This window comes from Wolbachia endosymbiont (group A) of Phasia obesa, assembly GCF_964028125.1.
Taxonomy (GTDB): domain Bacteria; phylum Pseudomonadota; class Alphaproteobacteria; order Rickettsiales; family Anaplasmataceae; genus Wolbachia; species Wolbachia pipientis.
The window spans coordinates 208,202-231,432 of record NZ_OZ034764.1 but is presented as its reverse complement, the minus strand read 5'-3'; the positions used below and the strand labels follow the sequence as shown (position 1 = coordinate 231,432).

Here is a 23,231-nt window from a genome sequence, read left to right as displayed (position 1 = left end):
TTGCTAAAAATTAAAAAATTCGAATTTCCTTTTTACAAAATTTGCTACTAAATTTAACGCAAATAACACCAATAATAAAGCTATAATTGCGATAGCAGCAAGTTCAACAAATGCAATTTCAGGATTGCTTGACCATATGTATATTTGCACAGGTAGAACAGTTGCCGGATCGAAAAAGGACGTAGGTGTATCAGCAATAAATGCCACCATACCCATCATAAGTAAAGGAGAAGATTCACCTAAAATCCTTGCAATTGCAAGCACAGTACCATGTATTATTCTTGGTAACGCAATCGGTAAAGAGTGATCTAATATCACCTTGATGTGAGGTGCACCGAGCGCAAACGCTGCATCTTTTATCGTAATAGGAACATTCGCAAAGGCATTTTTTGTTGCAATTATAATATTAGGTAACATCATAAATGAAAGAGTCATTCCACCAACAAGTGGTGAAGAGCGTGGTAGCCCAAATATGCCAAGATAGAGAGTTAAGCCCACTACACCAAATATTATTGAAGGCACTGCAGCAAGATTATTTATGCTAATTTCTACAATATTAGTCATTAGCCTATTTTTAGGCATAAATTCGTAAAGACAGATGCCCGACATAATTCCTATTGGTAATGCTAATGCTAGGCACACTATAATTGTCATTAATGAACCGATAAACGCTCCTAAAATCCCTGCATTCTCAGGTTCACGAGAGTCAGATTTAAGGAATAAAGACTTATTAAAAAATTTTTTCACTCTCCTCTTTTCTTTTAGCCAATCAAGTAATTTAGCATAACGATCATTCAAATATTTATCTTTATTTATTGAATTAATTATACTTGACGCGGTAAACCAGATCTCATATTCACCACTATCTTTTACTTTCTTACGAAAAAATTTCTCTAGTTCTTTGTAAGAATTACGACTTAAAATTTCGTCACCGTCTTTAAAATCAGTTCCTCCAAACACCTTACGTAAAGAATCGTTGAGTAAGCCAATGGACTTATACCGCAAATCACTAGGATTACTCGCCAAAGTAAGATCAGCATTTATTTCAACTGGCAATAAAATTTTCGTTACTGTTAAGGCACTGTAAGAGTTAACTAATATACTCAACAATATACACACAGGACAGCCAAGTGAGATAACTAGTGCCGTGAAAGAACAAAAGCGTAGCGCTCTGTTCTTTTTATTTTTCCTTTTTATACGAGCATGTACACGCCTTGACTGAAGTAATTTAAGGAATTTTTTCTTTATACTCATTTATTTTTCCTGGATCCCATCGTCAAGCCCACAGCTGTACAAACGTCCAGTTTAATAACCGTTGATGTCATTCCCTATTGTATCTACTTAGATTTCTTTTTAACATAAGTAGTACGTTCTTTGATCCTTGCAGCTTTTCCAAATAGTTTGCACAGATAATACAGTTTTGCTCTACGAACCTTTCCTTTTCTTGTCACTTGCACTGAAACCAGTGCAGGAGAATAAACAAAAAACTGAGACACTATACTTTCTCCATGGCTAACTTTTCTGACTGCAAAAGAAGAATGTAACCCGCGGTTCCTTTTTGATATACATACACCTTCAAATATCTGTATACGTTCACTTGTACCGTCAACTACTTTAAAAGTGACCTTCAAATCATCGCCAGGACGAAATTCTGGTATTTCTTTAGCTAACACTTGCATTTGCTGTTCGTTAAATTTTTTAAGTAAATTTGTCATTTATCTCTCCACTCAATAATTCAGGCCTACGCTTTTTTGTTATAACATGAGACTGCTTCTGCCTCCAATCACTTATTTTTTTGTGATTGCCAGATAACAAAACCTCAGGTACTTTATATCCCTTCCACTGCTCAGGTCTAGTATATTGAGGATATTCAAGTACACCACCACCATAATTAAAACTTTCTTCAGTAATACTATCGGTATTATTTACTACACCTGGAAGAAGTCTAATGCATGCATCAAGAACCACCATTGCAGCTGGCTCACCTCCTGAAAGTATATAATCTCCAATACTTAACTCATAAGGAGTATACGCATCAATTATCCTTTGGTCAATACCTTCAAATCGACCACACAATATTGTTATATGAGGAAACTCTAATAATTCTCTGGCAATATTCTGATTAAACTTAGTTCCAGATGGAGTCATGTAAATAAACTTAGTGTTTTTATGAACAGAGAGCATACTATCTACTGCATCACCAACTACATCAGAACGCATAACCATTCCTGCTCCACCTCCATATGGAACATCATCCACAGTTGAATGTTTATCTTTCGCAAAAGAACGAATATTTATTACTTCAAGGTTCCATATTTTTTTTTCTAACGCTTTTCCGGCAAGAGAATAGTTCAAAAACCCCGGGAACATTTCTGGAAATATGGTTAATATTGTAACATTGAATGCCATTAAGGTTTATTTTAAGTTATTTGGGGCTATACTCTAAGAACAGTAAATTGATATAATATATAGTTAAATTAAACATGTCACTGAATAAAACGATATACGAAGGTAAAGCGAAAGCCATTATTGAAACTGAAGATTCATCAACTGTCATACAGCACTTTAAAGATGATGTCACAGCATTCAATAAGGAAAAATATGAAATTATTGAGGGCAAAGGAATAATTAATAATCATGTTAGTGCTTTTATCATGGAAAAGCTCGAAGAAGCAGGAATTAGCACGCATTTTATAAAAACTCTGAATGAAAGAGAACAGCTAGTCAAAAAGCTCAAGATAATACCTCTTGAGGTGGTAGTTAGAAATGTTGCAGCTGGCAGCTTTTGCAAACGTTTTAATATCAAAGAAGGTGAGAGGCTTGCATCTCCTATAATCGAGTTTTTTTACAAAAATGATGACCTAGCCGACCCAATGGTAAATGAAAATCACATACTGTATTTTGATTGGCTATCTAGCAAAGAAATGGATGAAGTAAAAACTACAACTTTAAAGATCAATGAAATCCTAACTGATTTATTCTCAAATGCAGGCATAGATCTAGTTGACCTTAAATTGGAATTTGGCAGATTGATAAATGACAGTACTAAAATCATTTTAGCCGATGAAATCAGCCCTGATAACTGCAGGTTATGGGATAAAAATACTTATAAAAAGCTAGATAAAGACGTCTTTCGTTTGAATTTAGGAGATTTAAAGGAAGCATACCTAGAAGTTGCAAAAAGACTGTCAGTAAAGTTAGGTTAACTAAATACTACTCTATCAAGTGGAGGGTTACATGCCTCATCAAGTTTTCCAATAATTTCAATTTTTTCTCCACGTTTTTGGAAATGATTTTTCACGTTTTGCATATTCTCAGAACTTACGATCAATACCATACCAATACCACAATTAAATGTTTTTAGCATTTCTTTCTTCTCTATTTTACCCTCCTTTGTTAGCCATAAAAATATATCTGGCCATTTCCAGGAATTAATGTCTATGTTTGCAAATAAGTTTTTTGGAAGAATTCGCGGAATATTGTCTACCAAACCACCACCCGTGATGTGCGCAATACCTTTTACTTGTGACATGATAGGCAGCAAAGAATCAACATATATTTTTGTTGGTTCAAGTAGTATTTCACTCCAAGATTTATTATTCCATAGAGATGTATCGTTATAATTTATACCTAAGCTTTTGAAAACATGGCGCACTAAAGAAAACCCATTTGAGTGAATTCCACTTGACTTTAAGCCAACTATATAATCACCTGCTTTCATCATACTACAGTTTGGAAGAATTTGCTTTCGATCAACTACACCAACCACAAACCCTGCAAGGTCATAGTGATTATTACCATACATTCCAGGCATTTCTGCAGTTTCCCCACCAACCAATGCTATTTTAGCTTGCTTGCACCCCTCTGCAATGCCCTTAACCACAGATAATAAAACATCTTTGGTCAAAACGCCTGTTGCAAAGTAATCAAGGAAAAACAAAGGCGTTGCTCCTTGTGCAAGTAAGTCATTTACACACATTGCAACTAAATCTATACCTATAGTATCATGTTTATTCACTTCTTGAGCTATCAACAGTTTCGTACCTACTCCATCAGTTGAGGAAACGAGTACTGGATGGTCATACTTCTTACTTAGTGCAGCAAAATCAAATAACGCAGAAAATGAACCTATTTCGCTGATTACTTCTTCTCTAGTAGTTTCTTGAGCAATAGGCTTGACTTCTTTTATTAACTTATTATATAGTTCAATATCTATTCCTGATCTGGTATAAGTATTCATAATCCTTTTATAAATTTTAAAATTGTTAATACTATATTAATGCCTTGATATAAAAAGTGCAACGAAACTTTCTCTTAATTGACTATTATATACTTACCAATATAGGGTAACTTAAATCATTTATAATTATCCAATGAACGAAAATACCAAAAACATACTGTTAATAACGGAACTGCTATCAGGACGGCTGCTTCATGACTTTGCTAACTCTATGAATGGAATAACGTTTGGCGTAGAAGAGCTTGAAGTAATAGATAAGAATGATGCTGATGCGCAGAAGGAAGCGTTGTTGTTTCTTAAAGAAAGCTCCGATGATTTAATATATAAACATAAAGTTATGAAGCAGGCATATTCTTCTTCAATGGATAATTATAGCTTTGATAAGACCAAATCTAATATCGAAAATTATTTATTAAAAAAAAAGTAAAGCTTACGTGGAAAATAGACGCATACTCTGCAAAAAATAAGGAAGATTTAATTGAAAAGATAAATAAGATAATTTCTAATATGGTGCTAACTATAGCCAGTGCAGTGGCGGAAGTTGAACTAGTATCTGTTTTACTGAGTCAAACAGAAGATAAAATGCTATTAACTATAAAAATTCTAAATGAACACAAACCAATAAGCAAATCATTAGTAGACAAATTAATCAAAAAAAATGACACTAATTTAAATACAAAAGATATTAATATCTATATGACCTCTTTATTATTAGAGTACTATAACACTGAAATGCATTATACTTGCGAAAATAATTTGCTGGAAATAGGTTTAACTATAACTTGAGTTGCATATTTGGTTATTACAACTTTTTCTTCGTGTCAAGGCATTCCCCGACAAGGGGTACCAAATCTAATTTTTGTAATCACTTAAGTCTAGTACTATTTTATTAATGTAGCGCTCATTTGCATCTTTGATGATAAACTTCATACCATTTTTATATTTAATGACTTCATCTACAGAAGGCACTTTACCAGCAATCGAAAGAATCAAACCACCAAGTGTAACATAGTCTTCTTCAGGGTCACGTAATTCTATTTTTAGATCCTCTTCTATATCTTTTATAAGAGCCCTTGCTGATACTTCAAACTTATTTTGAGACAATTCAGTAATGGTATATTCTGAATTTATTTCGTTTTCACTATCAATGTTTGGTATTAGTTCCTCTATAAGATCAGTCATTGAAATTAAACCATCAGTTCCACCATATTCATCCAATACGATAGCTAAGCATGATTTAGAAGAGTTCATCCTAACAAAAAGATTAGTTGTCTTCATCGAGGGTGGAACAAATATTACGCTTTGTATAATATGTTTCAGATTAAAATTTTTATCCCTATTAAAAATAACATCTTTTACATAAAAAAAGCCTATTACGTTATCAAAGTTATTTTTATAAATTGGTATTTTAGTGTGGCAAGTGTTTTTTATCTTCTTTATTATTTCACGCTCGCTTGACTCAATGTCTACTGCGCATATCTCTGTACGTGGAGTCATTATATCCATTATACCACAATCGCGGAATTTTAATAGACCATTAAATATATTAAGGTCTGGCAGATCTTTCATTAATGCCTCAGTCGCACACTTTTTCAACACAGAAGCTTTTTTGAAAAGGAAGAGAAAAATTCTATATGCTATTTTTTCTACTAAGGTTCTTTTTTTACTCAATTTATTCCCTGTAATGGCAAAAACGTTTTCAGATTAGATTTATCAAGAAAACTGTTATTAAATGTTTAATAAGCATGTGAATAATGTCAAATTAATTTGTGAATTATTTGTTGATATAAAATACCAACAATTGATCAACAACTTTTTCAACAACATATACATAGTTGTGTAACAATGCATGATGGTAAAGTATTTTCCATAAAAGAAAATTACTAACACTCTAAACACCTTACTTATACACATAAATCATAACAGAAAATCAATAATATACGAAAGTTACTCACATATTTATCCACAAGTTGAACAACGCCAATTTTTACTGAATTTTAAGTTAGTAACAAGTTATTGATAGAACTATTATTATTGCTATACTTTAATATACAAAAGAATAAACAGAATAGATTGGAAAGCGGCAAAACAACAATAGCGAAAATTATTAAGAGAAATGAGCCGGGTGGAAGAGTGCCTATCTGGCTAATGCGTCAGGCTGGCAGGTCTCTTCCTGAGTACCGCAAAGCAGTAGAAAATATGAATAATTTTATGGAGATATGCTACAACACAGATTTAGTGACAGAATTGACGTTACAGCCGGTGACAAGATTTGACATGGATGCGGCGATAATTTTTTCAGACATTTTAATAATAGCTGATGTTTTGGGTTGTGACGTGAATTTCGTACGCGGTGTAGGTCCAATAATAAAACCCGTGGAAAGTCCTAAGGAATTGAAGGGTCCACAAGAAATTGAAACTAAAACCTTACCAATTCTAAACGCTATAAAAAAAGTCAGAAGCCAATTACCAAAAGAAAAATCTCTCATAGGATTTGCTGGTGGACCATGGACAGTAGCCTCATACATCATAGAAGGTGGGAGCAGCAAAACTTTTTCCAAAGTATTAAATTTTTATCCTTCGTGTTTGAAGGAAATAATTGAACGAATAACGGAAGTAACGATTATTTATCTAATTAAACAGATAGAATTTGGAGCAGATGTTATTCAGCTATTTGACAGTAATGCTGGTGCGTTATCGGAACCATTGTTTAAAGAATATGTTATCGAACCAACAAAGAGAATTATCTTGGCAATAAAGGATAGATTTTCTGATTTTCCAATAATAGGTTTTCCAAGGTCTGCTGGAAATCTTTATAAAGATTACTGCGAACAAACAGGTGTATCTGCAGTAAGTATAGATTATAATGTTCCAATAAAATGGGCGAAAGCGAATCTAAACATCCCTCTACAAGGAAACCTTGATCCTAATCTTTTAGCCTATAATAAAACGGAAGCAATCAAAGAAGCAAAACGTATAATAGATTGCTTTAGAGATTTACCCTTCATATTTAATCTCGGACATGGAGTACTCCCTGATACTCCAGTTGAAAATATTGCTGCGTTGGTAAACCTGGTAAAAAGCTACTAATACAATACACAAAATTCCTAGCTTTTTTGTTGTACGGGGTTTATCATTTAAATTTAGCTTCAGTAAAATATGTCAGACCTTGCAAAAAGAATGTTCCTAATAAAACCATCACCTACGATTGCTGTAACTGATAAGGCAAATAAGTTGAAAAATGAAGGAAAAAAGATCTGTGTTTTAGCTGCAGGAGAACCGGATTTTGATACTCCAGATCATATAAAAAAAGCAGCTATTCAAGCAATAAGTGAAGGTAAGACTAAATATACTGCTGTTGATGGAACGCGTGAGCTGAAAGAAGCAATAATTAATAAGTTAAGAAAGGATAATAACCTCGAGTACACGCTTAACCAAATCTGTGTTGGTACAGGTGCTAAGCAGGTGTTATTCAATTTGTTCATGGCAACAATTAACTCTGGAGATGAAGTTATTATTCCAGCTCCTTATTGGGTTTCATATGTTGATATGGTAAGTCTTTTTGGCGGCTTGCCAGTTGTAGTAGAATGCAAACAAAATTTTAAACTGACAGCGGAATTATTGAAAAGCAGGATAACTAAAAAAACTAAATGGTTAATTCTTAACTCACCGAACAACCCTGCAGGAGCTGTGTACACATGTGATGAATTGAAAGACATAGCACAAATATTGCTTGAATATCCACATATGAATGTCGTTACAGATGATATTTATGAGCATATAATATACGACGAAAAGTTTTTTACTATCGCTCAGGTTGAGCCGAAGCTTTATGATAGAGTTTTTGTAGTCAATGGAGTATCAAAAGCCTATGCAATGACAGGCTGGAGAATAGGGTATATTGCAGGTAGAAGTGATGTGGTAAAAGCTATCTCTACGCTGCAGTCTCAAAGCACTTCTAATCCAAATTCGATAGCACAAGCAGCAGCAGCAGCAGCATTAAACGGTGATCATAGTTTTTTGAAAGAAAGAACAAGGATTTTTAAGAGTCGTAGAGATTTTATGGTGAAAGAGCTAAATTCTGTCCCGGGATTATCAGCGTCTGTTCCACAAGGTGCGTTTTATTTATTTGTCTCATGTGAAGGATTGCTCAGTAAAAGCACAAAAAGTGGTAAGATAATAAATAATGATTTAGATTTTACTGAATACTTACTGGGAGATCATTTGGTTGCTGTGGTTCCAGGAATTGCATTTGGTCTAGAAAATTTTATCAGAATTTCTTATGCAACCTCTCAGGAACAATTAGAAATTGGATGTGATAGTATTACTAAAGCGTGCCAGGAGTTAAAATGAAATAGACTATCCATTAATTACCCATTTCACCGCGTCAAAAATATTCACTAAGGTTATCTTGAATGCTCTAATTTGTGTTTTTCTATGGAAGGCATTTTTATTGATTGAGCAAGTGTCTTTCTAATATTGAATTCCTCATTTTTTTCATTTTGTTGCAGTAAGTTAATGTTATTTATTTTATTTACTAAATCTTTCCCCTTTTCCAGAGTCTTTAAATCACTTTCGTTAATGTGATGTTCATTGTAAAATTCTGCAACAATTTCTTTTCTTTTCGGATAAGTATTTAAAAATTCCAACACCTGATGTTTAGCAACAGCTTGAATAAATTTCTTATTAAATCTTGAATCGTTATATAGATCTTCTAAATTTTCATCGTAGTGTTTTGCTTCATTTACAGCAAGCTTTATTATCTCTTCTATACCACTTAGAAGTTTCCTATACAATTTGTCGTATCTATTGCCTAGCACGTGTGTAGCGAATGTTTGTTCAATGTATTTTGTTATGTAATTTTGCAGCGTATTATCTATCGTGCTTATATTCATCAGCCTGCTTTAATATTATATTAACTATTTTACACATAAAAAGGTTAATATTGAATTAATAGAATACTTCTGAAGTCAAATTTTACTGAAAATTATGGTATTTAAGATATAATTGTCAGCATGAAATAAAAACATAAATAAAATGGATCTTGTAACAAAAGTGAAGCTCAAGATAAAGATGAATAAGGGTAAAATCATAAATATACTTATCATTTGTGGTGTAATTTTTTTTATATACCTTATTCATGAGCCAGTTGTAGATATGGTAGAAAAAATTATAAGTAAAATAAAAGGTCTCTTTTAAAAATAGAAAAAGTGAACTTTTTCCATCATCCAAACTTGAACCTGGAAAATTTAGTTAATGCATAAACTACTTATGTTGGCTATGAGTTCAACTGTATAAAATTCCGGTAAATTAAAATAAGTATTCATAAAAATATTGTTTTCTATAAACAGAGTATCTATAATACTAGCTTTGGGGTAAAGTATTGCAGAGGAATTTTTTAATCTGGTTGTTGGCGTCACTGTTTTATGCATACCAATATATATTACGCGTAATTCCAAATATTATAATTCCTGAATTGGTAGTAAGGTTTAATATAGGAACAACAGAAATAGGACAATTTTGTGGACTGTATTATGTAGGTTATGTGTTAGCACATATTCCTGTAGGTATTCTTTTAGATAGATTTGGTTCTAAAATTGTTATACCGATTTGTATTGCATTAACATCTTTAGGTGCTTTACCTTTAGTCAGTTCTAATGATTGGAGTTATTCTATTATTGGAAGAATAATTACTGGTATTGGATCCTCTGCTTCAGTACTTGGACTCTTTAAAATAATAAGTATTTATTACCGTAGAGAAAAATTTGCCATGATGTTTAGTATATCAGCTATTATTGGCATCTCAGGTGGTGTATTTGCCACTAAACCGTTACATATCTTATTTAATAAGTTTGGGTGGGACTATGTGTTTGTTACATTTATAACACTGGGATTGTTGCTTGCTCTTGTTTCCTTTATGTTTATACCCAAAATTGATACTTCAGAAGAAAGATTAAATATTAAAAGTTTAAGTGAAGTTATATTCAATAAAAATGTTCTATTAATAAGTTTATTTGGTGGCTTTATGGTTGGACCATTGGAAGGGTTTACAGATGTATGGTCTGCAACATTCTTGCATGAGATGTATGCTATAGATAGACAGGTTGCATACAATATTTCAAAATGGATACTGATAGGCTTTGGTTTTGGATATTTATCACTTTCTTACTTACTAGAAAAAAAACCAACCAAACACTATGAGATAATAATTTCTTGTGCTATGGCTATGATAATTGTGTTTTTATTACTTTTTATATGTAACATTAATTCACTTTTAGCATCCATATTACTATTTATAGTTGGTTTTGCTTCTGCGTACCAAATTGTTTTGACTGCCAAAGTTGTAAATCTTGTGAAGGATGATGCGGTAGCAAGTGCAGGATCTGTAAGTAATGCTATAGTTATGAGTTTTGGCTATTTTTTTCATACCGTTATTGCAAATATAATGAATTTTTATTGGGATGGTAAGATCGTTGATGAAAAACCGCTTTATGGAGCCGATGTAATGGTTAAATCTATGTTAATAATACCTATATGTTTACTAATAGGTATGATAGGCTTTTGGCTACTTAAAGTTATAAGCTGTAAAAAGAGCTAAGCAGATTTAGATGATTAATATAGTATTGTTTTTTATAACTAAAGTATCTATAATCCTAAATTTTAGCTGAGATTCATGTTGCAGAGGAATTTTTTAGTCTGGCTGTTGGCGTCACTGTTTTATGCATACCAATATATATTACGCGTAATTCCAAACATAATTGCGCCTGAATTGATAACAAAATTTAACATAAGTATTACAGATGTTGGCCAGTTTGGTGGGTTATACTATGTAGGCTATACGCTGGCTCACATACCTATTGGTCTTGCTCTTGACAAATTCGGGCCAAAATTTGTTTTGCCTATTTGTATTATCTTAACATTTACCGGAACATTACCACTTATATGCTTTGATGAGTGGTATTATTCAATACTTGGCAGAATAGTCGTTGGAATTGGGTCATCCGCTTCAGCAATTGGGCTTTTTAAAGTTGCAAGCATGTATTTTGCGCAAGAAAAATCAGCAAGAATGGCCAGCTTATCTATAATTATAGGAATTTTGGGAGGGATATGTGGCGGGTTACCTTTAGACTTCTTACTCGATAAATTTGGCTGGAATTATGTTATCTATACATTCTCAGCATTTGGGTGTTTACTTGCTCTGTTGCTGTTCTTAGTAACGCCTGAAAGCAATGCTCAACAGGAAAAAGTTAGCATTAGAGACTTAAAAAACATACTTTTCAACAAGCATATTATTCTAATTAGCTTTTTTGGTGGACTCATGGTCGGTCCAATGCAAGGTTTTGCCGATGGTTGGGTGAAAGCATTCTTTTTTGAAGTATATAAAATGAATGAAGACTTGGCATCTTCTCTCTCTTCCGTAATATTGATAGGAATGTTAATAGGATCATTCTCTTTGGCTTATTTATTGGAAAAATATAAAAATAAGCATTATGAAGTAATAATTGCATGCTCATTTGCAATGATCGCTAGTTTTCTTTTGCTTTTTACTCAGATTGGTGGCTTGTATGTTGTATTACCTACGCTTTTTATTATTGGCTTCACATCTGGATATCAGGTGGTTACCATTTACAAAGCGATAAGTTATGTAAATAATAACTTAATAGGATTAACTACAGCTGTGTCAAATATGATAGTCATGGTTTTTGGCTATTTTTTTCACACTGGGATCGCAAAAATAATAGATTTGTGTTGGGATAGGACAGTGATACAAGGAAATCCTGTGTATAGTGCTGAATTGCTGATAAAAGCAACATCTATTATTCCTGTATGTTTGCTGATAGCTGTTTTTGGGCTCTTATGGTTAAAAAAGCAGGATAAGCAGTCTTAAAATTGCTTGTGCATCTTAAAATTAAAGCGAGGTTTGATCTATGATGAGTGTTTTAAAAAAAATCTGTGGCTCTAAAAATAGTTTAAAGTCTTTTGATAACGAGGTTTATCAGTCTATAGAAAAAGAATTACAACGCCAAAAATCACAATTGCAATTAATTGCATCAGAAAATTTTGCAAGCAAAGCGGTAATGGAGGCACAAGGCTCTTTTCTGACTAATAAATACGCAGAAGGTTATCCAGGTAAAAGATATTACTGTGGTTGTGAGCATGTGGACAAAATTGAAAGTCTGGCTATAGAGAGACTTTGTAAGTTGTTTGGTGTAAAATTTGCAAACGTTCAACCTCACTCTGGTTCTCAGGCGAATCAAGCAGTGTTTGCTTCACTACTTGCTCCAGGTGATACGATACTTGGATTGTCACTGAATTGCGGTGGGCATCTAACTCATGGTGCGGCACCAAGCCTTTCTGGTAAATGGTTTAAGTCAGTTCAATATACAGTGAATAAAGACACTTACTTGCTGGATATGGATGAGATAGAAAAGCTGGCGCTGGAGCATAAACCGAAATTGATCATAGCTGGTGCTTCTGCTTATCCGAGAAAAATGGACTTCAAACGCTTTCGCGAAATTGCAGATAAAGTTGGTGCTTATTTGCTTGCAGACATTGCTCACTATGCAGGGCTTATTGCAGCGGGCGAATATCCATCCCCTGCTGAATATGCACATGTTATGACTTCCACAACTCACAAAACTTTGCGTGGTCCTCGTGGTGGAATAGTGATGACCAATGATGAAGCATTACACAAAAAAATTCAATCTGCAGTTTTTCCAGGATTGCAGGGCGGGCCACTTATGCATGTGATAGCTGCAAAAGCTGTTGCATTTAAAGAAGCATTAGCACCAGAGTTTAAGACTTATAGCAAGAAAGTCGTGGAAAATGCGAAAGTGCTGGCTCAAGAATTGCAAAAGCATGGACTTGACATTATAACCGGTGGCACTGACTCTCATATAGTGCTAGTTGACTTAAGATCGCAGAAATTAACTGGAAAAGACGTTGTAGATAGCCTTGAGAGAGCCGGTATTACCTGTAATAAAAACTCTGTACCATTTGATACAGCAAAGCCGACCATCACTTCAGGGCTCCGTTTTGGCACCGCTGCTGAGACAACACGCGGACTTGAGGCAGAAAATTTTAAAGAGATAGCTGGTCTAATAAATGAAGTAATTCAAGGATTAATCAGCGGAAATAGCTCAAGTGTCGAAAAAGCAGTAAAAGCTAAAGTTGAAAGGATTTGTAGTAATTTTCCTATTTATTAATTTATGTGGTGTCATCCAAGTAGCTGGTAGAAACGAAAAAACTTACTTGACACCCTTCGCCAGCCCTCTTATCATGAAACTGAAGGTATTCATTTATCTTCAATCTGTGCAGATTAAACGACAACAGTATTACGTAATTGGCGTCTTATTTTTAATTTTTTGCACTATGCGCACCCTACGTCTTCACAACATTTCTGGGTTTTTACCTATATAAGCTGAAACGCGCTTATAAAGCGTTTAAGACAGTATAGCACGCCAATTTGCAGGATTAGAGAGTGACAACTAGCTAATACGGGATTTCTTTTGCCTTTTTTTCTGCTTAGTAAATTTCTTAAACATTTAAACTAAGATGAGTTGCATTTAAAAGCAGCTAAATTGCAGTGTTTAAGACTTAAAAAACGCCAATACTGAAAATAGACAATGACTAGGGCTTCTTTTGCCTTTTTTCGTTTGGTAAATTTCTTAATGTTTGTAGCTAACATGAACAAACATTTGAGAGTAACTTCTGCTAGTAGGGTGTCATCCCAGTGCCCAGACACTGGGATCCAGGAATTTTATTAAGTTGGTAAGCATAAAAGTAGCCGTTTTATGTTAAAATACAACATTTTAATGATTATGAAAAGGCTGGATTCCAGCGTCACGCGCTGGAATGACATTGTAGGGTGTTATCCGAGTCCTTTTTCCGTCATCAGAGGACCATATGACGTCATCCAAGTAGCGTGACTACTTGGATCTAAGCTGTATTACCAAGTCCAATTAAGTGCAGCATCATCACTTGTTGGAGGCTCAAAATACGGTTGTGACATTTCCTCTTGCACAGCTCTTTTAAATTCTGGACTTTGTATGCTTATCTTTGTTACATGCTCTTGTAAGGCTTTCTCAGCAGCTATTTCAGCAGCTGTTGGACTTTTACCATCTGCTCCTGTCTCCCCTGTCTCTCCTTGTGGGCCTTGAGCTCCATCTTTACCATCTGCTCCTTTAGGACCAGTGGCTCCTGTCTCCCCTTTTAGCCCTTTACCTCCTAAGAACACCTTTGCTGTTTGATCATTTTTGTCACCATACGCTGTGTCAGTAGCATCAAGAAATCCTCCTAATTTATCCACTAAAATTGATTTGTCGCCGTCTTTTGCATCAAATATAGCATTCACGACATCTTTCGCTGCAGCTTTTGTTTTAAGCTCTGTAGCTTTAACAAAAGCAGTCTCTGCAGCAGTTTTAGTGTAAACTTCATCGGCTGGAGCAGCTTTAATATATACCTTATTTGTAAAATCAGGAGAAGCAGTTATAGCATCCACAACAGGCTGTTTTACTACTTCTGTTTTTAGCGTATCTGTAAGTCCTAAAGTTTTAACAAATGCATCATCAACACCTTTTTTGGTATAGATACCTTTATCATCAGCACCTTTTGCTAATTCTGGTATTAAAGCATCCACAACAGCTTTTTCTGCAACTTTTGTTCCAAGATCTGCAGTTTTAAGAAACGTGTCATCAACACCTTTTTTAGTATAGATACCATTATCATCAGCACCTTTTGCTAATTCTGGTATTAAAGCATCCACAACAGCTTTTTTTGCAACTTTTGTTGCAAGATCTGCAGTTTTAACAAACGCAGTATCTGCATCATTTTTAGTGTATACTTTATCGGTAAAATCAGTAGAAGCAATTATAGCATCCACGACATCTTTTGCTGCAGCTTTTGTTTTAAGCTCTGTAGCTTTGACAAAAGCAGTATCTGCATCAGTTTTAGTGTAAACATCTGCAGTATTAGCTTTGTTGGCTAGATCAGCTGCACCAGCTTTCTCTCCTAGCTCAGCATCGACGTAATTCTTGTCAGCTTTTTTTGCCAACTCATCATTTACATTTCTTTTAGTGTAAACATCTGCAGTATTAGCTTTCTTTCTCAACTCATCATCCACACCTTTTTTAGTATATATACCTTTATCATTAGCACCTTTATTGAGTTCCACTATCAATTTTCCTAAAAAATTTTTGTTAGTTGCAAGGTTTTCTATTGTATCTATTGTACTCAATTTTTCACTCAACGCCATATCACCCTCCATTAATTACAAAAACCATAGCATGCATGAAAATAGTATAATTTTCGTTAATGTTAGATTTTACATAAGATTTCCTTGAAACTTGTTGTTTCAGAATTCTTCTCTTGTCATTCAAGTGTGTAGCAGATGATGTCATTCCAGTCTGGAATCCAGCCTTTATTATGCAGCCACTTATTTAAAGTTAAGTTTTCTGGATCCCAGTGGGCTTTGTTGCATCGCTAGCTATGATGGATTAAAGATAAAAAAGATAGGGAATATCAGTAGCTTATTATTCTGGTATTTATAACAAGAACGGTCAGTGAATACCTAAATTTGAGTAAAAGAAATTTCACTACCACTCACTAATCTGGCTAAAATTCAAGAATTTCAATGCTTTAGCTATTTTCAATAGAATTAAATTTATTAATATAAATAACAAATTACTATTCTTAAATTTGATCAGATTGATTGCAAAAAAACAAGATTTTCAATAGGTTGCTTATAATCCTAACTATAGTTAGCCTTTCATAAGTAGCGATGCAACAAAGCCATCCCAGTGTCTGGGCACTGGGATGACACCGAAGGGGCTACTCGGATGACAAACCCTGTCATTCCAGGGCGTGACGCTGGTTTCCATCCAAGACGGCAGTGCTTGACACTGGAATGACAAGAAGAGGGCACTGCCCTCCTTGTATGTATTAGATATAGGCCGAGTTGTGGTCGTGATAAATGTGATCGCTTGCGCAATCGAACATTTTCACAAAACCATTCTCTAGATAAAGATTATATTCGTGATGTTGATCTGATAATACAATATTATCTTGCTCCTCTGAATTGAAATGACTTGAATCTGACAGCAATTCGTAATTTGGATTATCTATTTTACTAATGCTGCTTATTACTTTGCCATTACCACTTGATATAGCTAAACTATAACTATCACCATCCTTCATTATCTTGATGGACACCTTATCTTCAGGTAACACTATAAGCTTTTTCGTATCACTATCGTGGATTACGAATTTGCCTTTTTCAAAATAGTATTTGTCTTCCGGCAAAGCACCAACCTTGTATTCTGATGTGTGCAGTTTGTTCCAAAAATCTAACACAGATTGCTTTTCTGCTCCTTCCGCTCTATCATATAAGGCTTTTACATCATTATAATCTATCGTTACATTTGCCTTATGCTTCCCTTCTGAGTCCTGCTCGTAGCTCTTTTCTATTTTGAGAATTGTGTCTTTTAATACTACCTGTTCTTGCTCTTTCTCCTCCACTGAAGCTGACCTTTTTGCCCTTGTTGGAATTTGTGGCTGGTCAGACTGCATTTCACTATTGTCGTTTGATGCAGTTTTCTCTTCAGCAGCTTGTGCAACAACATTAGTAGTACTATGAACTTCTGTCTTAGTTTCACTTACTTGCCCTTTTGGACTTTCGGTTTTTGTATATATTCTCTGATAGTCCGTGTAGCCTCTATTAGTATCACCGATATCACCACTACCTTGATCGAAAGTTATTTTTTTACTTCCATTTCCCATATCCTCAATTTCAACTTGAGGAGAAACAGATGCTAGGAAATCGTTATAACTGTAGTTGTAGTCAGCAGAAAAGAATATTTTACCTTTGAAGTTATGGAAGTTATTAGATAACATTCCAATTTCTTCGTCGCCATCAAACAATTTTACTTTAGTGAAATATGTTTGATCTTTTATTCTAACTATTTCACCGCTAGAGTTTCTTTGTATGTGGTAATCATTTGGGTCGTACTTTATAGCAAAAAGTTTGCCAGAGCCATATTTCTCTAAGTTTATAAGGCCCACATTTACATGTTTATGGGAATAATCTCTCTTTTCATATTCATGTGCAAATATTGGATCTATGTATCTATATTCATCTGATATATTTGGCATACCTATTGGATGTTCATTACCATCTTTTGTCACCGGAACAAGCTTATATGCTCCGTCTTTTTCCACTAATTTTAGATGAGTAATACTTTGTGGTAGTTGAAACCTTACATTTGCTCCATGGTCATGAATAAATAGATCACCTTTCTCGGTAATATAAAAGCCCATATTTTTAAATTCATGTAAGCGCTCGTCTCCTTGCTTTACGACAGCTTCATATACATCATCGTCTGTCCTATCTGTTCCCTTATTATCCAGTAATTTTCCTTTTTCCACGATTACTCCATTTGCCTTTTGCTCATCAGAATATTGTGCATGTTCTGAATCCTGATGATTCAAAATTTTGGTACCTCTAAGAAGCAGAGAATCTAAATCTTTTTGGATGTGTCCAGTGCTAGGATGCAACAATTCATTTTCATGTAAATGCGCTTCATCAAAGTATTCATCGCGTTCAACTGTTCTGCCATCTATTAGGGAAGCTTTATAATGACCATTTTCTTTTGTAACTGCCATGTAAGCACCGCCTTCGTATGAAACATTTAAGTTGTGTAATATATCCTCAAAAACGAAAGTTTCTTTAGTTTGGCCTTCAACTTGCTTAAAAAATCCTGATTCGCTCAATAATTCTCCAAGCTTTGTATTTCCGTCATATATAGACAGTGCACCCATATCTCCTTGACCATGAGCTTGCATAGAAAAAATCTTACCTTCTTGTAGATCAATATGATTTGTACCTCTTATCAAGTTTGAATCGATATTGATCATCTCTTCTAACATCTTTTCTACATCGATGTTCTTAGTCGCTTTTACTTGTTCTAAGCCAGTGTTTATGGTTTCATCAAGTAAGGTACTTTTTAATTCCTCATATTTGGAGGGAATTGAATAATATTTGTCTGAATACTCTTCGTAAGAAATCTTCCCTTCGCTATATTCTTTATTTATCTTGGGATATTCCATTTGCCTCTGCTCATCCAGATTTTTTAATGCATCATCATAAGCTTTCTTTAAATTTTCATCATACTTTGATAGCATTCTAAAAGCCTGATTTTTATACTCTAGACTGTTTCGGTACTCATTACCTTGTTGGTCAGAGTAAGTTAGTTTATCTTGTCCATCGGAAGTTTTTACTACCTTGAGGAAATGATATTCCTTTGATATATCAAGTGTATCATTTGTTGCCCTATTTATAGCACGAGCAACATCATAAAATGCAACGTGTTCTACAGGAGAAAAACTTCCAACGTTTTCTCCATCCATTTTTTCTATATTTGCTTTATAGTAGGATACGTTTTTAATTTCTCCACCCACTATTTCTTGACCAGTTGCTATGAAATCTCCTTTTGTAACTTGCAAAGCGTTGAGATGTTCCATTGCAGTTTCTGTATCATTCTCAGCAAGCCAACTTTTGAAGTCAGTATCGTGTCCTTTTATGTCTTTCAAGAAACTTTTTGACTCATCTGAGTTACCTTGACGTAAAGCATCTAGGTAGTCTCTTAATAAACTAGGATCTTTTTCCTGTAAGTACATTATCAACGCATGACCTGTTTTATAAACTAGGCTATTTGCTTCGCTGTCCTTTGAGTATTCTAAACTTAAAATTTTATCTAAATCCAAATTTGCAGCTTCGGTCTTGTCAATACTTGATCCTTGAGAATTGAATTTATGATCTGAATGATGCTCAAAGTAATCTGCAATTCCTTCCATTAATACTGTAGGTAAAGATTTGCCTCCTGTAGCCAAGTAAGTTAAACCATGTGCAAATTCATGCTGAAGATTATGAACGCCACCTTGCTGGTAGACGTACATTTCAGCAAAAACATCAGCTTTCCCTTTGTAGTAACATTTACCACCTTCGTCTCCAAGGTAAGAACCGAAACGCTCGCTTCCACCAAGGTGAGTGTAATCATCCTTGTCATCAAACATGTAAATTTTAAATGTTTGTTCTGAACTGCCGCGTTCTAACTTGAATGTATCTTTAAAACTAGTAGCTGTTTCTCTTATCTCACTTTCAATGTTAGCAACTTTACTTGCTCTTAAATTGTGAGAATAAACCTCTACTTTAATATTTAAATCTTCAACTTCTATAACATGTGGCGAATTAAACCCTTTGCCGTTATTGTTGAAGTATTCTTCTTTAGTTATATTTTTATTTACTTGTTGATTGATTGCCATGATTCTAACCTATAATTTATTAACTCTTCAAATATCAAGCATAAAGTAATTTCCCTAAAAAAAACGTAAATTCCTGTATTAATATAATTTATATCTTAATAAATAAAGTATAGATAGTTAACTTAATATGTAAAATTTAGAATATGGCTGAAATTCTATACAGCTATATTTCGGAATCACATTGGACAAGGACAAAAGCAAAGTGGTTTATTGACTTTCATTCCACCAAAGCACTATACTAAAACCACGATGGGTAATTAGCTCAGTTGGTAGAGCACTTGCTTGACGTGCAAGCGGTCGCTGGTTCGAACCCAGTGTTACCCACGTTTTTGTTCATGAAAAGATTTTATATGACAGCAGTGCATAACGGTAAACACTCAGCAGCGCAGTCCAAGCGCTTAATCTATTCCATAATAATAGTTGCGATAACAATGTTTATGGAAATAGTAGGTGGAATAATTTCACATTCGCTTGCTCTATTATCAGATGCAGGGCATATGCTCACTGACCTCTTTGCCTTGGTTTTAAGCTGGTTAGCACATAGGTTTTCAGCTAAGAAATCCGATTTGCAGAGATCATACGGGTATCATCGGTTGCAGATAATTGCAGCATTTGTTAATGGTTTAACTCTATTCCTCATTGCAGTAATCATTATAATTGAGTCAATAAAAAGGTTTATTTTTCCAGTCAATGTTGAGTGGAAAGTAATGTTAATAATTGCTACACTTGGCCTGATCTCTAATATCATAGTCTTTTTTATATTACATAGTAAATGCGAGAGCAATATAAACATAAAAAGTGCTGTACTACACGTTATAGGAGATATCTTAGGTTCTGTAGCTGCTATACTTGCATCCATAATTATCATGCTTACTGGATGGCAAATAGTAGATCCAATCTTATCAGTATTTGTTAGTGTGATAATTCTAAATAGTGGCTACAAAATTCTAAAGAATTCTTGCCATATACTCCTTGAAGGTACACCTGAGGGTATATCTGCTGAAGAGATAAAAAGTAAGATCACATCAGAATTACCTGAAGTGATAGATGTGCACCACATACATACATGGTCGCTGTCTGATAATTATTTTATAATTACCATGCATGCTAAAATAAAGCAAAATGTGCAGCACACCAATGTTTTATATGAAATAAAAAAAATATTGCTAGATAAGTTCGAAATAGCACACTCTACAGTTGAAATCGAGTATGATGAATGTGCGGATAATAAGATACTTAAACATTGACGTTTTAAATTATTATGCTATTACTAAAGTGTAATGATGTTGAAGGTAAGCTATGATAGGTATTTCTCAAATACAATTTCCTTCAAAGGAATCTAGCAGGCTAAAGTTTGTTAGTTATTTTGCAACTTTTGTTTCTTTAAGCATTATCACTAATCCCGTTAATGTTCTTTTTTCTCTTGGTACTATATTCTTCAGGTCTGAAATTAAAACTCTTTATATCTACAAAGAAATAAAAACGGCAAAACAGCAAAAGATGAGCAAAAGGGAATATTGGGAAATATTTTTTAAGAACAATACAATCAAGGTAGCAGCCTTCCTCTTGTTTTCTGCTTTTATAACATATCTAACTTTCACTACCACTTTTTTGCTTATTTCGTTACTGGGAACTATACCACTTACAATGCTATTGGTTTTATTGCAGAGTGAACTGAGACCAAAAGATTTTAACCCATTTACGCTGCTTAAAGCTTCTATAAATTTCTTTTTGGAGGGTATAAAAGAGAATTTACGTGGTATGGTTAATAGTTTTGATGTTAAGCTTGAACATTTACTGCCCCATCAATTAAATGATGATATCATTAAAAATATTGATAAATTAAAAGATAAGTATGGTGAAAAAGTATCCGAAGACGTTATTAATGATAGAGAATTTAAGCAATTTATTGAATATATAAATGATTTAAATGAACTTAATTATCGTCAATTTAGTGATGAGGATAAAGGAAGAGTAATTACATTTTTAAATGACTTTTGCAAAGATGATCAAAAGCATAGCTCCGGCTTTACAGGTGGACAGATTTTACTTTTAGTTCTGAAAGCCTGCAATGATGGAGACAGAGAAGCTGTAAAAAATAAAAAAGACGCGTTAATTACAAATTTGCTTGATAGCCAAACTTTCTCTAGAAAAGAGCGAATCCCTAACACCTGTTTTACCGGTATTGTCTACAGAATGTTAAGCACACTAGAGGGTATTCATCCTGATCCAGAAATTAGATTTACTGCTCCGCAGCAAATATCAATTTCAGAGGCAAAAAATGAAGCACGTAAGTTCATGTTAGACAGGTTAAAAAACAAAAAAAACAGTAAAGAAATTCTTAAGGCTTGGTACAAAGCTCAGAATGACCCTAACGATGAAAGTCAGAAGATAGTTGATAATTTTATTTCAGAAGTAAGTATTCCTTTAATGAGAAAATTATTGAGTTTCACTTCTCAATATAGTGAACAAATTGTGCTGATGTTAATGAAAGATATTAGTTCTATAAAGTTAGTAGAATTCTTGGATGAGCGCTTATCTTTTTATATTGCACAAGAAACAAACACAAGATGTTGTGCTGATATAAAAGAAAAAGTTTTTCTAGAGCTTTTAAACCAAAATTTACTCAAGACAGATTTTTCTCTCAAGGATTCATCTGTGGATGAAGCTAAAAGAATAGCTAGCAAAATAATAATAGGAGAAGTCGAGAAATTTAGGTCAGAAGCTGTTGAAAAGGCTAGGAAAGTTAACCCTATAGAAGTTCAAGTAGATGCTACATTGCAAAATCTGTCAGCCTTGCCACGAGAAAAGAAGTGTTGCATTGCGTATAGCAGACTAAGTAGCCAGTATAAAGGTGATGAAAGAGAGATAATGGAGAACATCTTACTAAAAAAATTAGAGATAACGAAAAAAGAAATGAATAAGATGCTAGAAGAGAATGATATACGTAAGCTAAAATTAGCACTTGATGATGCATGTAAGAAAAGTGGAAAAAGCATGGAAGAAATGATAAAAGAAGTAGAGGAAGTAGTCTCAAGTCGTTTCTCGCATGAAGTATCTGTTAGTAATATAGCAGCAGAGTCAGCATGCTTATAAAAATTTATTTTCCTTACCTTGCAGAAGATTCACAATATTTCTGTGGTGCTTTAAGAAAACTAGTGCTCCTATAATTAGTAATGTTAAGAACAAATTCCTCTGAAAAAAAAAGGACCATGCTACAGCCGTTGAAGTAGCACTGAGTGAAGCAAGGGAAGAGTATCTAAAGGCAAGAAAGACTATTATCCAAATTATTACGAATACTAAAGTAATATCAATGTTAAATGCTATCAGTATCCCTAGAGTGGTTGCAACGCCCTTTCCTCCACTGAATTTTAGCCATACAGGAAACATGTGTCCTAAAACTGCTAAAATTGCAGATATGTATATACAAAGATTATCATCAAAAAATTGTTGTGCTATATAAACGGCAATAAATCCCTTAAAGGAATCCAGAAGTAATGCCAAAGCAGCAAGAAATTTATTTCCTGTTCTTGCAACGTTTGTAGCACCAATATTACCTGAACCTATTTCTCTTAAGTTTATCCCTTTTATTCTTGTAATGATTAAGCTAAACGGTATTGAACCGAGTATGTAGGATAGTATAAGGATTACGTACCTCTCCATCATATCCACA

22 protein-coding genes and 1 tRNA gene are annotated in these 23,231 nt (G+C 34.0%); 13 read left to right on the top strand and 10 right to left on the bottom strand.

The annotated features are described in order from the left end of the window. Positions 1–3 precede the first annotated feature (3 nt). From pstA to trmD, 3 genes are all read right to left on the bottom strand, one after another. Positions 4–1,254 (bottom strand): phosphate ABC transporter permease PstA, encoded by a 1,251-nt coding sequence (gene pstA, locus ABWU29_RS01190; RefSeq protein WP_015589336.1) that lies wholly within the window; start codon positions 1,252–1,254, stop codon positions 4–6. Between the two features lie 83 nt (positions 1,255–1,337). Then, positions 1,338–1,715: a 50S ribosomal protein L19 gene (gene rplS, locus ABWU29_RS01185; protein WP_006279489.1), complete on the bottom strand. Its 378-nt coding sequence runs from the start codon at positions 1,713–1,715 to the stop codon at positions 1,338–1,340. Continuing rightward, the gene (trmD, locus tag ABWU29_RS01180; protein WP_007549279.1) at positions 1,699–2,409 is read right to left on the bottom strand and encodes a tRNA (guanosine(37)-N1)-methyltransferase TrmD; all 711 of its coding nucleotides are present in this window, start codon (positions 2,407–2,409) and stop codon (positions 1,699–1,701) included. The genes rplS and trmD overlap by 17 nt, the downstream gene beginning before the upstream one ends. A 74-nt stretch (positions 2,410–2,483) precedes the next feature. Here trmD and purC point away from each other — a divergent pair, with 74 nt between their 5' ends. Beyond that, positions 2,484–3,206, top strand: coding sequence for a phosphoribosylaminoimidazolesuccinocarboxamide synthase (purC, locus tag ABWU29_RS01175; protein WP_015589337.1), 723 nt, complete (start codon positions 2,484–2,486; stop codon positions 3,204–3,206). On the opposite strand, the gene purM is transcribed toward purC, so the two are convergent. Further along, positions 3,203–4,240 carry a phosphoribosylformylglycinamidine cyclo-ligase gene (gene purM / locus ABWU29_RS01170; protein WP_353280065.1) on the bottom strand — a complete coding sequence of 346 codons (1,038 nt, stop codon included), beginning with the start codon at positions 4,238–4,240 and terminating at the stop codon, positions 3,203–3,205. The two genes, purC and purM, sit on opposite strands and share 4 nt — an antisense overlap. A 133-nt stretch (positions 4,241–4,373) precedes the next feature. Between purM and ABWU29_RS01165 the strand changes: the two genes are divergently transcribed. Together ABWU29_RS01165 and ABWU29_RS01160 are read left to right on the top strand one after the other, a co-directional pair. Next, positions 4,374–4,667 (top strand): hypothetical protein, encoded by a 294-nt coding sequence (locus ABWU29_RS01165; protein WP_006280049.1) that lies wholly within the window; start codon positions 4,374–4,376, stop codon positions 4,665–4,667. Next, on the top strand, positions 4,652–5,026 hold the full coding sequence (locus ABWU29_RS01160; protein ID WP_158246746.1) for a histidine phosphotransferase family protein: 375 nt from the start codon (positions 4,652–4,654) through the stop codon (positions 5,024–5,026). The genes ABWU29_RS01165 and ABWU29_RS01160 overlap by 16 nt, the downstream gene beginning before the upstream one ends. 66 nt (positions 5,027–5,092) lie before the next feature. Here the strand turns inward: ABWU29_RS01160 and ABWU29_RS01155 are convergent, their stop codons facing one another. Continuing rightward, on the bottom strand, positions 5,093–5,911 hold the full coding sequence (locus tag ABWU29_RS01155; protein WP_007549273.1) for a transporter associated domain-containing protein: 819 nt from the start codon (positions 5,909–5,911) through the stop codon (positions 5,093–5,095). Between the two features lie 402 nt (positions 5,912–6,313). Between ABWU29_RS01155 and hemE the strand changes: the two genes are divergently transcribed. Both hemE and ABWU29_RS01145 read left to right on the top strand, forming a co-directional pair. Next, positions 6,314–7,330, top strand: coding sequence for a uroporphyrinogen decarboxylase (hemE, locus tag ABWU29_RS01150; RefSeq protein WP_012673335.1), 1,017 nt, complete (start codon positions 6,314–6,316; stop codon positions 7,328–7,330). Positions 7,331–7,399: 69 nt separating this feature from the next. Continuing rightward, positions 7,400–8,593 carry a pyridoxal phosphate-dependent aminotransferase gene (locus tag ABWU29_RS01145; RefSeq protein ID WP_015589340.1) on the top strand — a complete coding sequence of 398 codons (1,194 nt, stop codon included), beginning with the start codon at positions 7,400–7,402 and terminating at the stop codon, positions 8,591–8,593. 53 nt (positions 8,594–8,646) lie between these two features. Here ABWU29_RS01145 and ABWU29_RS01140 read toward each other — a convergent pair whose 3' ends face one another. Continuing rightward, a complete protein-coding gene (locus ABWU29_RS01140; RefSeq protein ID WP_015589341.1) occupies positions 8,647–9,135 on the bottom strand; it encodes a hypothetical protein in 489 nt (162 codons plus the stop codon). Between the two features lie 142 nt (positions 9,136–9,277). On the opposite strand from ABWU29_RS01140, the gene ABWU29_RS01135 reads away from it, so the two are divergent. The 5 genes from ABWU29_RS01135 to ABWU29_RS01115 all read left to right on the top strand — a co-directional run bounded on the left by ABWU29_RS01135 (position 9,278) and on the right by ABWU29_RS01115 (position 14,007). Then, positions 9,278–9,439 (top strand): hypothetical protein, encoded by a 162-nt coding sequence (locus ABWU29_RS01135; RefSeq protein ID WP_006280042.1) that lies wholly within the window; start codon positions 9,278–9,280, stop codon positions 9,437–9,439. A 184-nt stretch (positions 9,440–9,623) separates the two neighbouring features. Next, positions 9,624–10,838 (top strand): MFS transporter, encoded by a 1,215-nt coding sequence (locus ABWU29_RS01130; RefSeq protein ID WP_015589342.1) that lies wholly within the window; start codon positions 9,624–9,626, stop codon positions 10,836–10,838. A 75-nt stretch (positions 10,839–10,913) separates the two neighbouring features. After that, complete coding sequence (locus tag ABWU29_RS01125) at positions 10,914–12,128, top strand: MFS transporter (RefSeq protein WP_353280062.1); 1,215 nt, start codon at positions 10,914–10,916, stop codon at positions 12,126–12,128. A gap of 40 nt (positions 12,129–12,168) precedes the next feature. Beyond that, positions 12,169–13,446 (top strand): serine hydroxymethyltransferase, encoded by a 1,278-nt coding sequence (gene glyA, locus ABWU29_RS01120; RefSeq protein WP_015589344.1) that lies wholly within the window; start codon positions 12,169–12,171, stop codon positions 13,444–13,446. A gap of 420 nt (positions 13,447–13,866) precedes the next feature. Then, entirely contained in the window at positions 13,867–14,007 is a 141-nt protein-coding gene (locus ABWU29_RS01115) for a hypothetical protein (protein WP_174517049.1), read from the top strand. A 182-nt stretch (positions 14,008–14,189) separates the two neighbouring features. On the opposite strand, the gene ABWU29_RS01110 is transcribed toward ABWU29_RS01115, so the two are convergent. The 3 genes from ABWU29_RS01110 to ABWU29_RS01100 form a co-directional block, all read right to left on the bottom strand. Continuing rightward, positions 14,190–15,494 (bottom strand): collagen-like protein, encoded by a 1,305-nt coding sequence (locus ABWU29_RS01110; RefSeq protein ID WP_353280059.1) that lies wholly within the window; start codon positions 15,492–15,494, stop codon positions 14,190–14,192. Between the two features lie 513 nt (positions 15,495–16,007). After that, positions 16,008–16,163, bottom strand: a complete 156-nt coding sequence (locus ABWU29_RS01105) for a hypothetical protein (protein WP_153296799.1) — start codon at positions 16,161–16,163, stop codon at positions 16,008–16,010. Between the two features lie 17 nt (positions 16,164–16,180). Beyond that, positions 16,181–19,558: a peptidase M2 gene (locus tag ABWU29_RS01100; RefSeq protein ID WP_174516957.1), complete on the bottom strand. Its 3,378-nt coding sequence runs from the start codon at positions 19,556–19,558 to the stop codon at positions 16,181–16,183. 251 nt (positions 19,559–19,809) lie between these two features. Between ABWU29_RS01100 and ABWU29_RS01095 the strand changes: the two genes are divergently transcribed. The 3 genes from ABWU29_RS01095 to ABWU29_RS01085 all read left to right on the top strand — a co-directional run bounded on the left by ABWU29_RS01095 (position 19,810) and on the right by ABWU29_RS01085 (position 22,654). Continuing rightward, positions 19,810–19,882, top strand: a tRNA-Val gene (locus tag ABWU29_RS01095). Positions 19,883–19,908: 26 nt separating this feature from the next. Continuing rightward, positions 19,909–20,805 (top strand): cation diffusion facilitator family transporter, encoded by an 897-nt coding sequence (locus ABWU29_RS01090; RefSeq protein WP_015589346.1) that lies wholly within the window; start codon positions 19,909–19,911, stop codon positions 20,803–20,805. Positions 20,806–20,857: 52 nt separating this feature from the next. After that, positions 20,858–22,654 (top strand): hypothetical protein, encoded by a 1,797-nt coding sequence (locus ABWU29_RS01085; protein WP_015589347.1) that lies wholly within the window; start codon positions 20,858–20,860, stop codon positions 22,652–22,654. Here ABWU29_RS01085 and plsY read toward each other — a convergent pair. Further along, on the bottom strand, positions 22,649–23,221 hold the full coding sequence (gene plsY / locus ABWU29_RS01080; protein ID WP_015589348.1) for a glycerol-3-phosphate 1-O-acyltransferase PlsY: 573 nt from the start codon (positions 23,219–23,221) through the stop codon (positions 22,649–22,651). The genes ABWU29_RS01085 and plsY overlap by 6 nt on opposite strands. Positions 23,222–23,231 lie beyond the last annotated feature (10 nt).

Bases quoted from the DNA above. Each gene is read 5' to 3' on its own strand.
- trmD (WP_007549279.1), bottom strand. From the start codon at position 2,409: ATGGCATTCAATGTTACAATATTAACCATATTTCCAGAAATGTTCCCG.
- ABWU29_RS01110 (WP_353280059.1), bottom strand. From the start codon at position 15,494: ATGGCGTTGAGTGAAAAATTGAGTACAATAGATACAATAGAAAACCTT.
- pstA (WP_015589336.1), bottom strand. From the start codon at position 1,254: ATGAGTATAAAGAAAAAATTCCTTAAATTACTTCAGTCAAGGCGTGTA.
- ABWU29_RS01085 (WP_015589347.1), top strand. From the start codon at position 20,858: ATGATAGGTATTTCTCAAATACAATTTCCTTCAAAGGAATCTAGCAGG.
- ABWU29_RS01135 (WP_006280042.1), top strand. From the start codon at position 9,278: ATGGATCTTGTAACAAAAGTGAAGCTCAAGATAAAGATGAATAAGGGT.
- ABWU29_RS01165 (WP_006280049.1), top strand. From the start codon at position 4,374: ATGAACGAAAATACCAAAAACATACTGTTAATAACGGAACTGCTATCA.
- purM (WP_353280065.1), bottom strand. From the start codon at position 4,240: ATGAATACTTATACCAGATCAGGAATAGATATTGAACTATATAATAAG.
- plsY (WP_015589348.1), bottom strand. From the start codon at position 23,221: ATGGAGAGGTACGTAATCCTTATACTATCCTACATACTCGGTTCAATA.
- glyA (WP_015589344.1), top strand. From the start codon at position 12,169: ATGATGAGTGTTTTAAAAAAAATCTGTGGCTCTAAAAATAGTTTAAAG.
- ABWU29_RS01115 (WP_174517049.1), top strand. From the start codon at position 13,867: ATGACTAGGGCTTCTTTTGCCTTTTTTCGTTTGGTAAATTTCTTAATG.
- ABWU29_RS01100 (WP_174516957.1), bottom strand. From the start codon at position 19,558: ATGGCAATCAATCAACAAGTAAATAAAAATATAACTAAAGAAGAATAC.
- purC (WP_015589337.1), top strand. From the start codon at position 2,484: ATGTCACTGAATAAAACGATATACGAAGGTAAAGCGAAAGCCATTATT.
- ABWU29_RS01145 (WP_015589340.1), top strand. From the start codon at position 7,400: ATGTCAGACCTTGCAAAAAGAATGTTCCTAATAAAACCATCACCTACG.
- ABWU29_RS01125 (WP_353280062.1), top strand. From the start codon at position 10,914: ATGTTGCAGAGGAATTTTTTAGTCTGGCTGTTGGCGTCACTGTTTTAT.
- ABWU29_RS01140 (WP_015589341.1), bottom strand. From the start codon at position 9,135: ATGAATATAAGCACGATAGATAATACGCTGCAAAATTACATAACAAAA.
- rplS (WP_006279489.1), bottom strand. From the start codon at position 1,715: ATGACAAATTTACTTAAAAAATTTAACGAACAGCAAATGCAAGTGTTA.
- ABWU29_RS01090 (WP_015589346.1), top strand. From the start codon at position 19,909: ATGACAGCAGTGCATAACGGTAAACACTCAGCAGCGCAGTCCAAGCGC.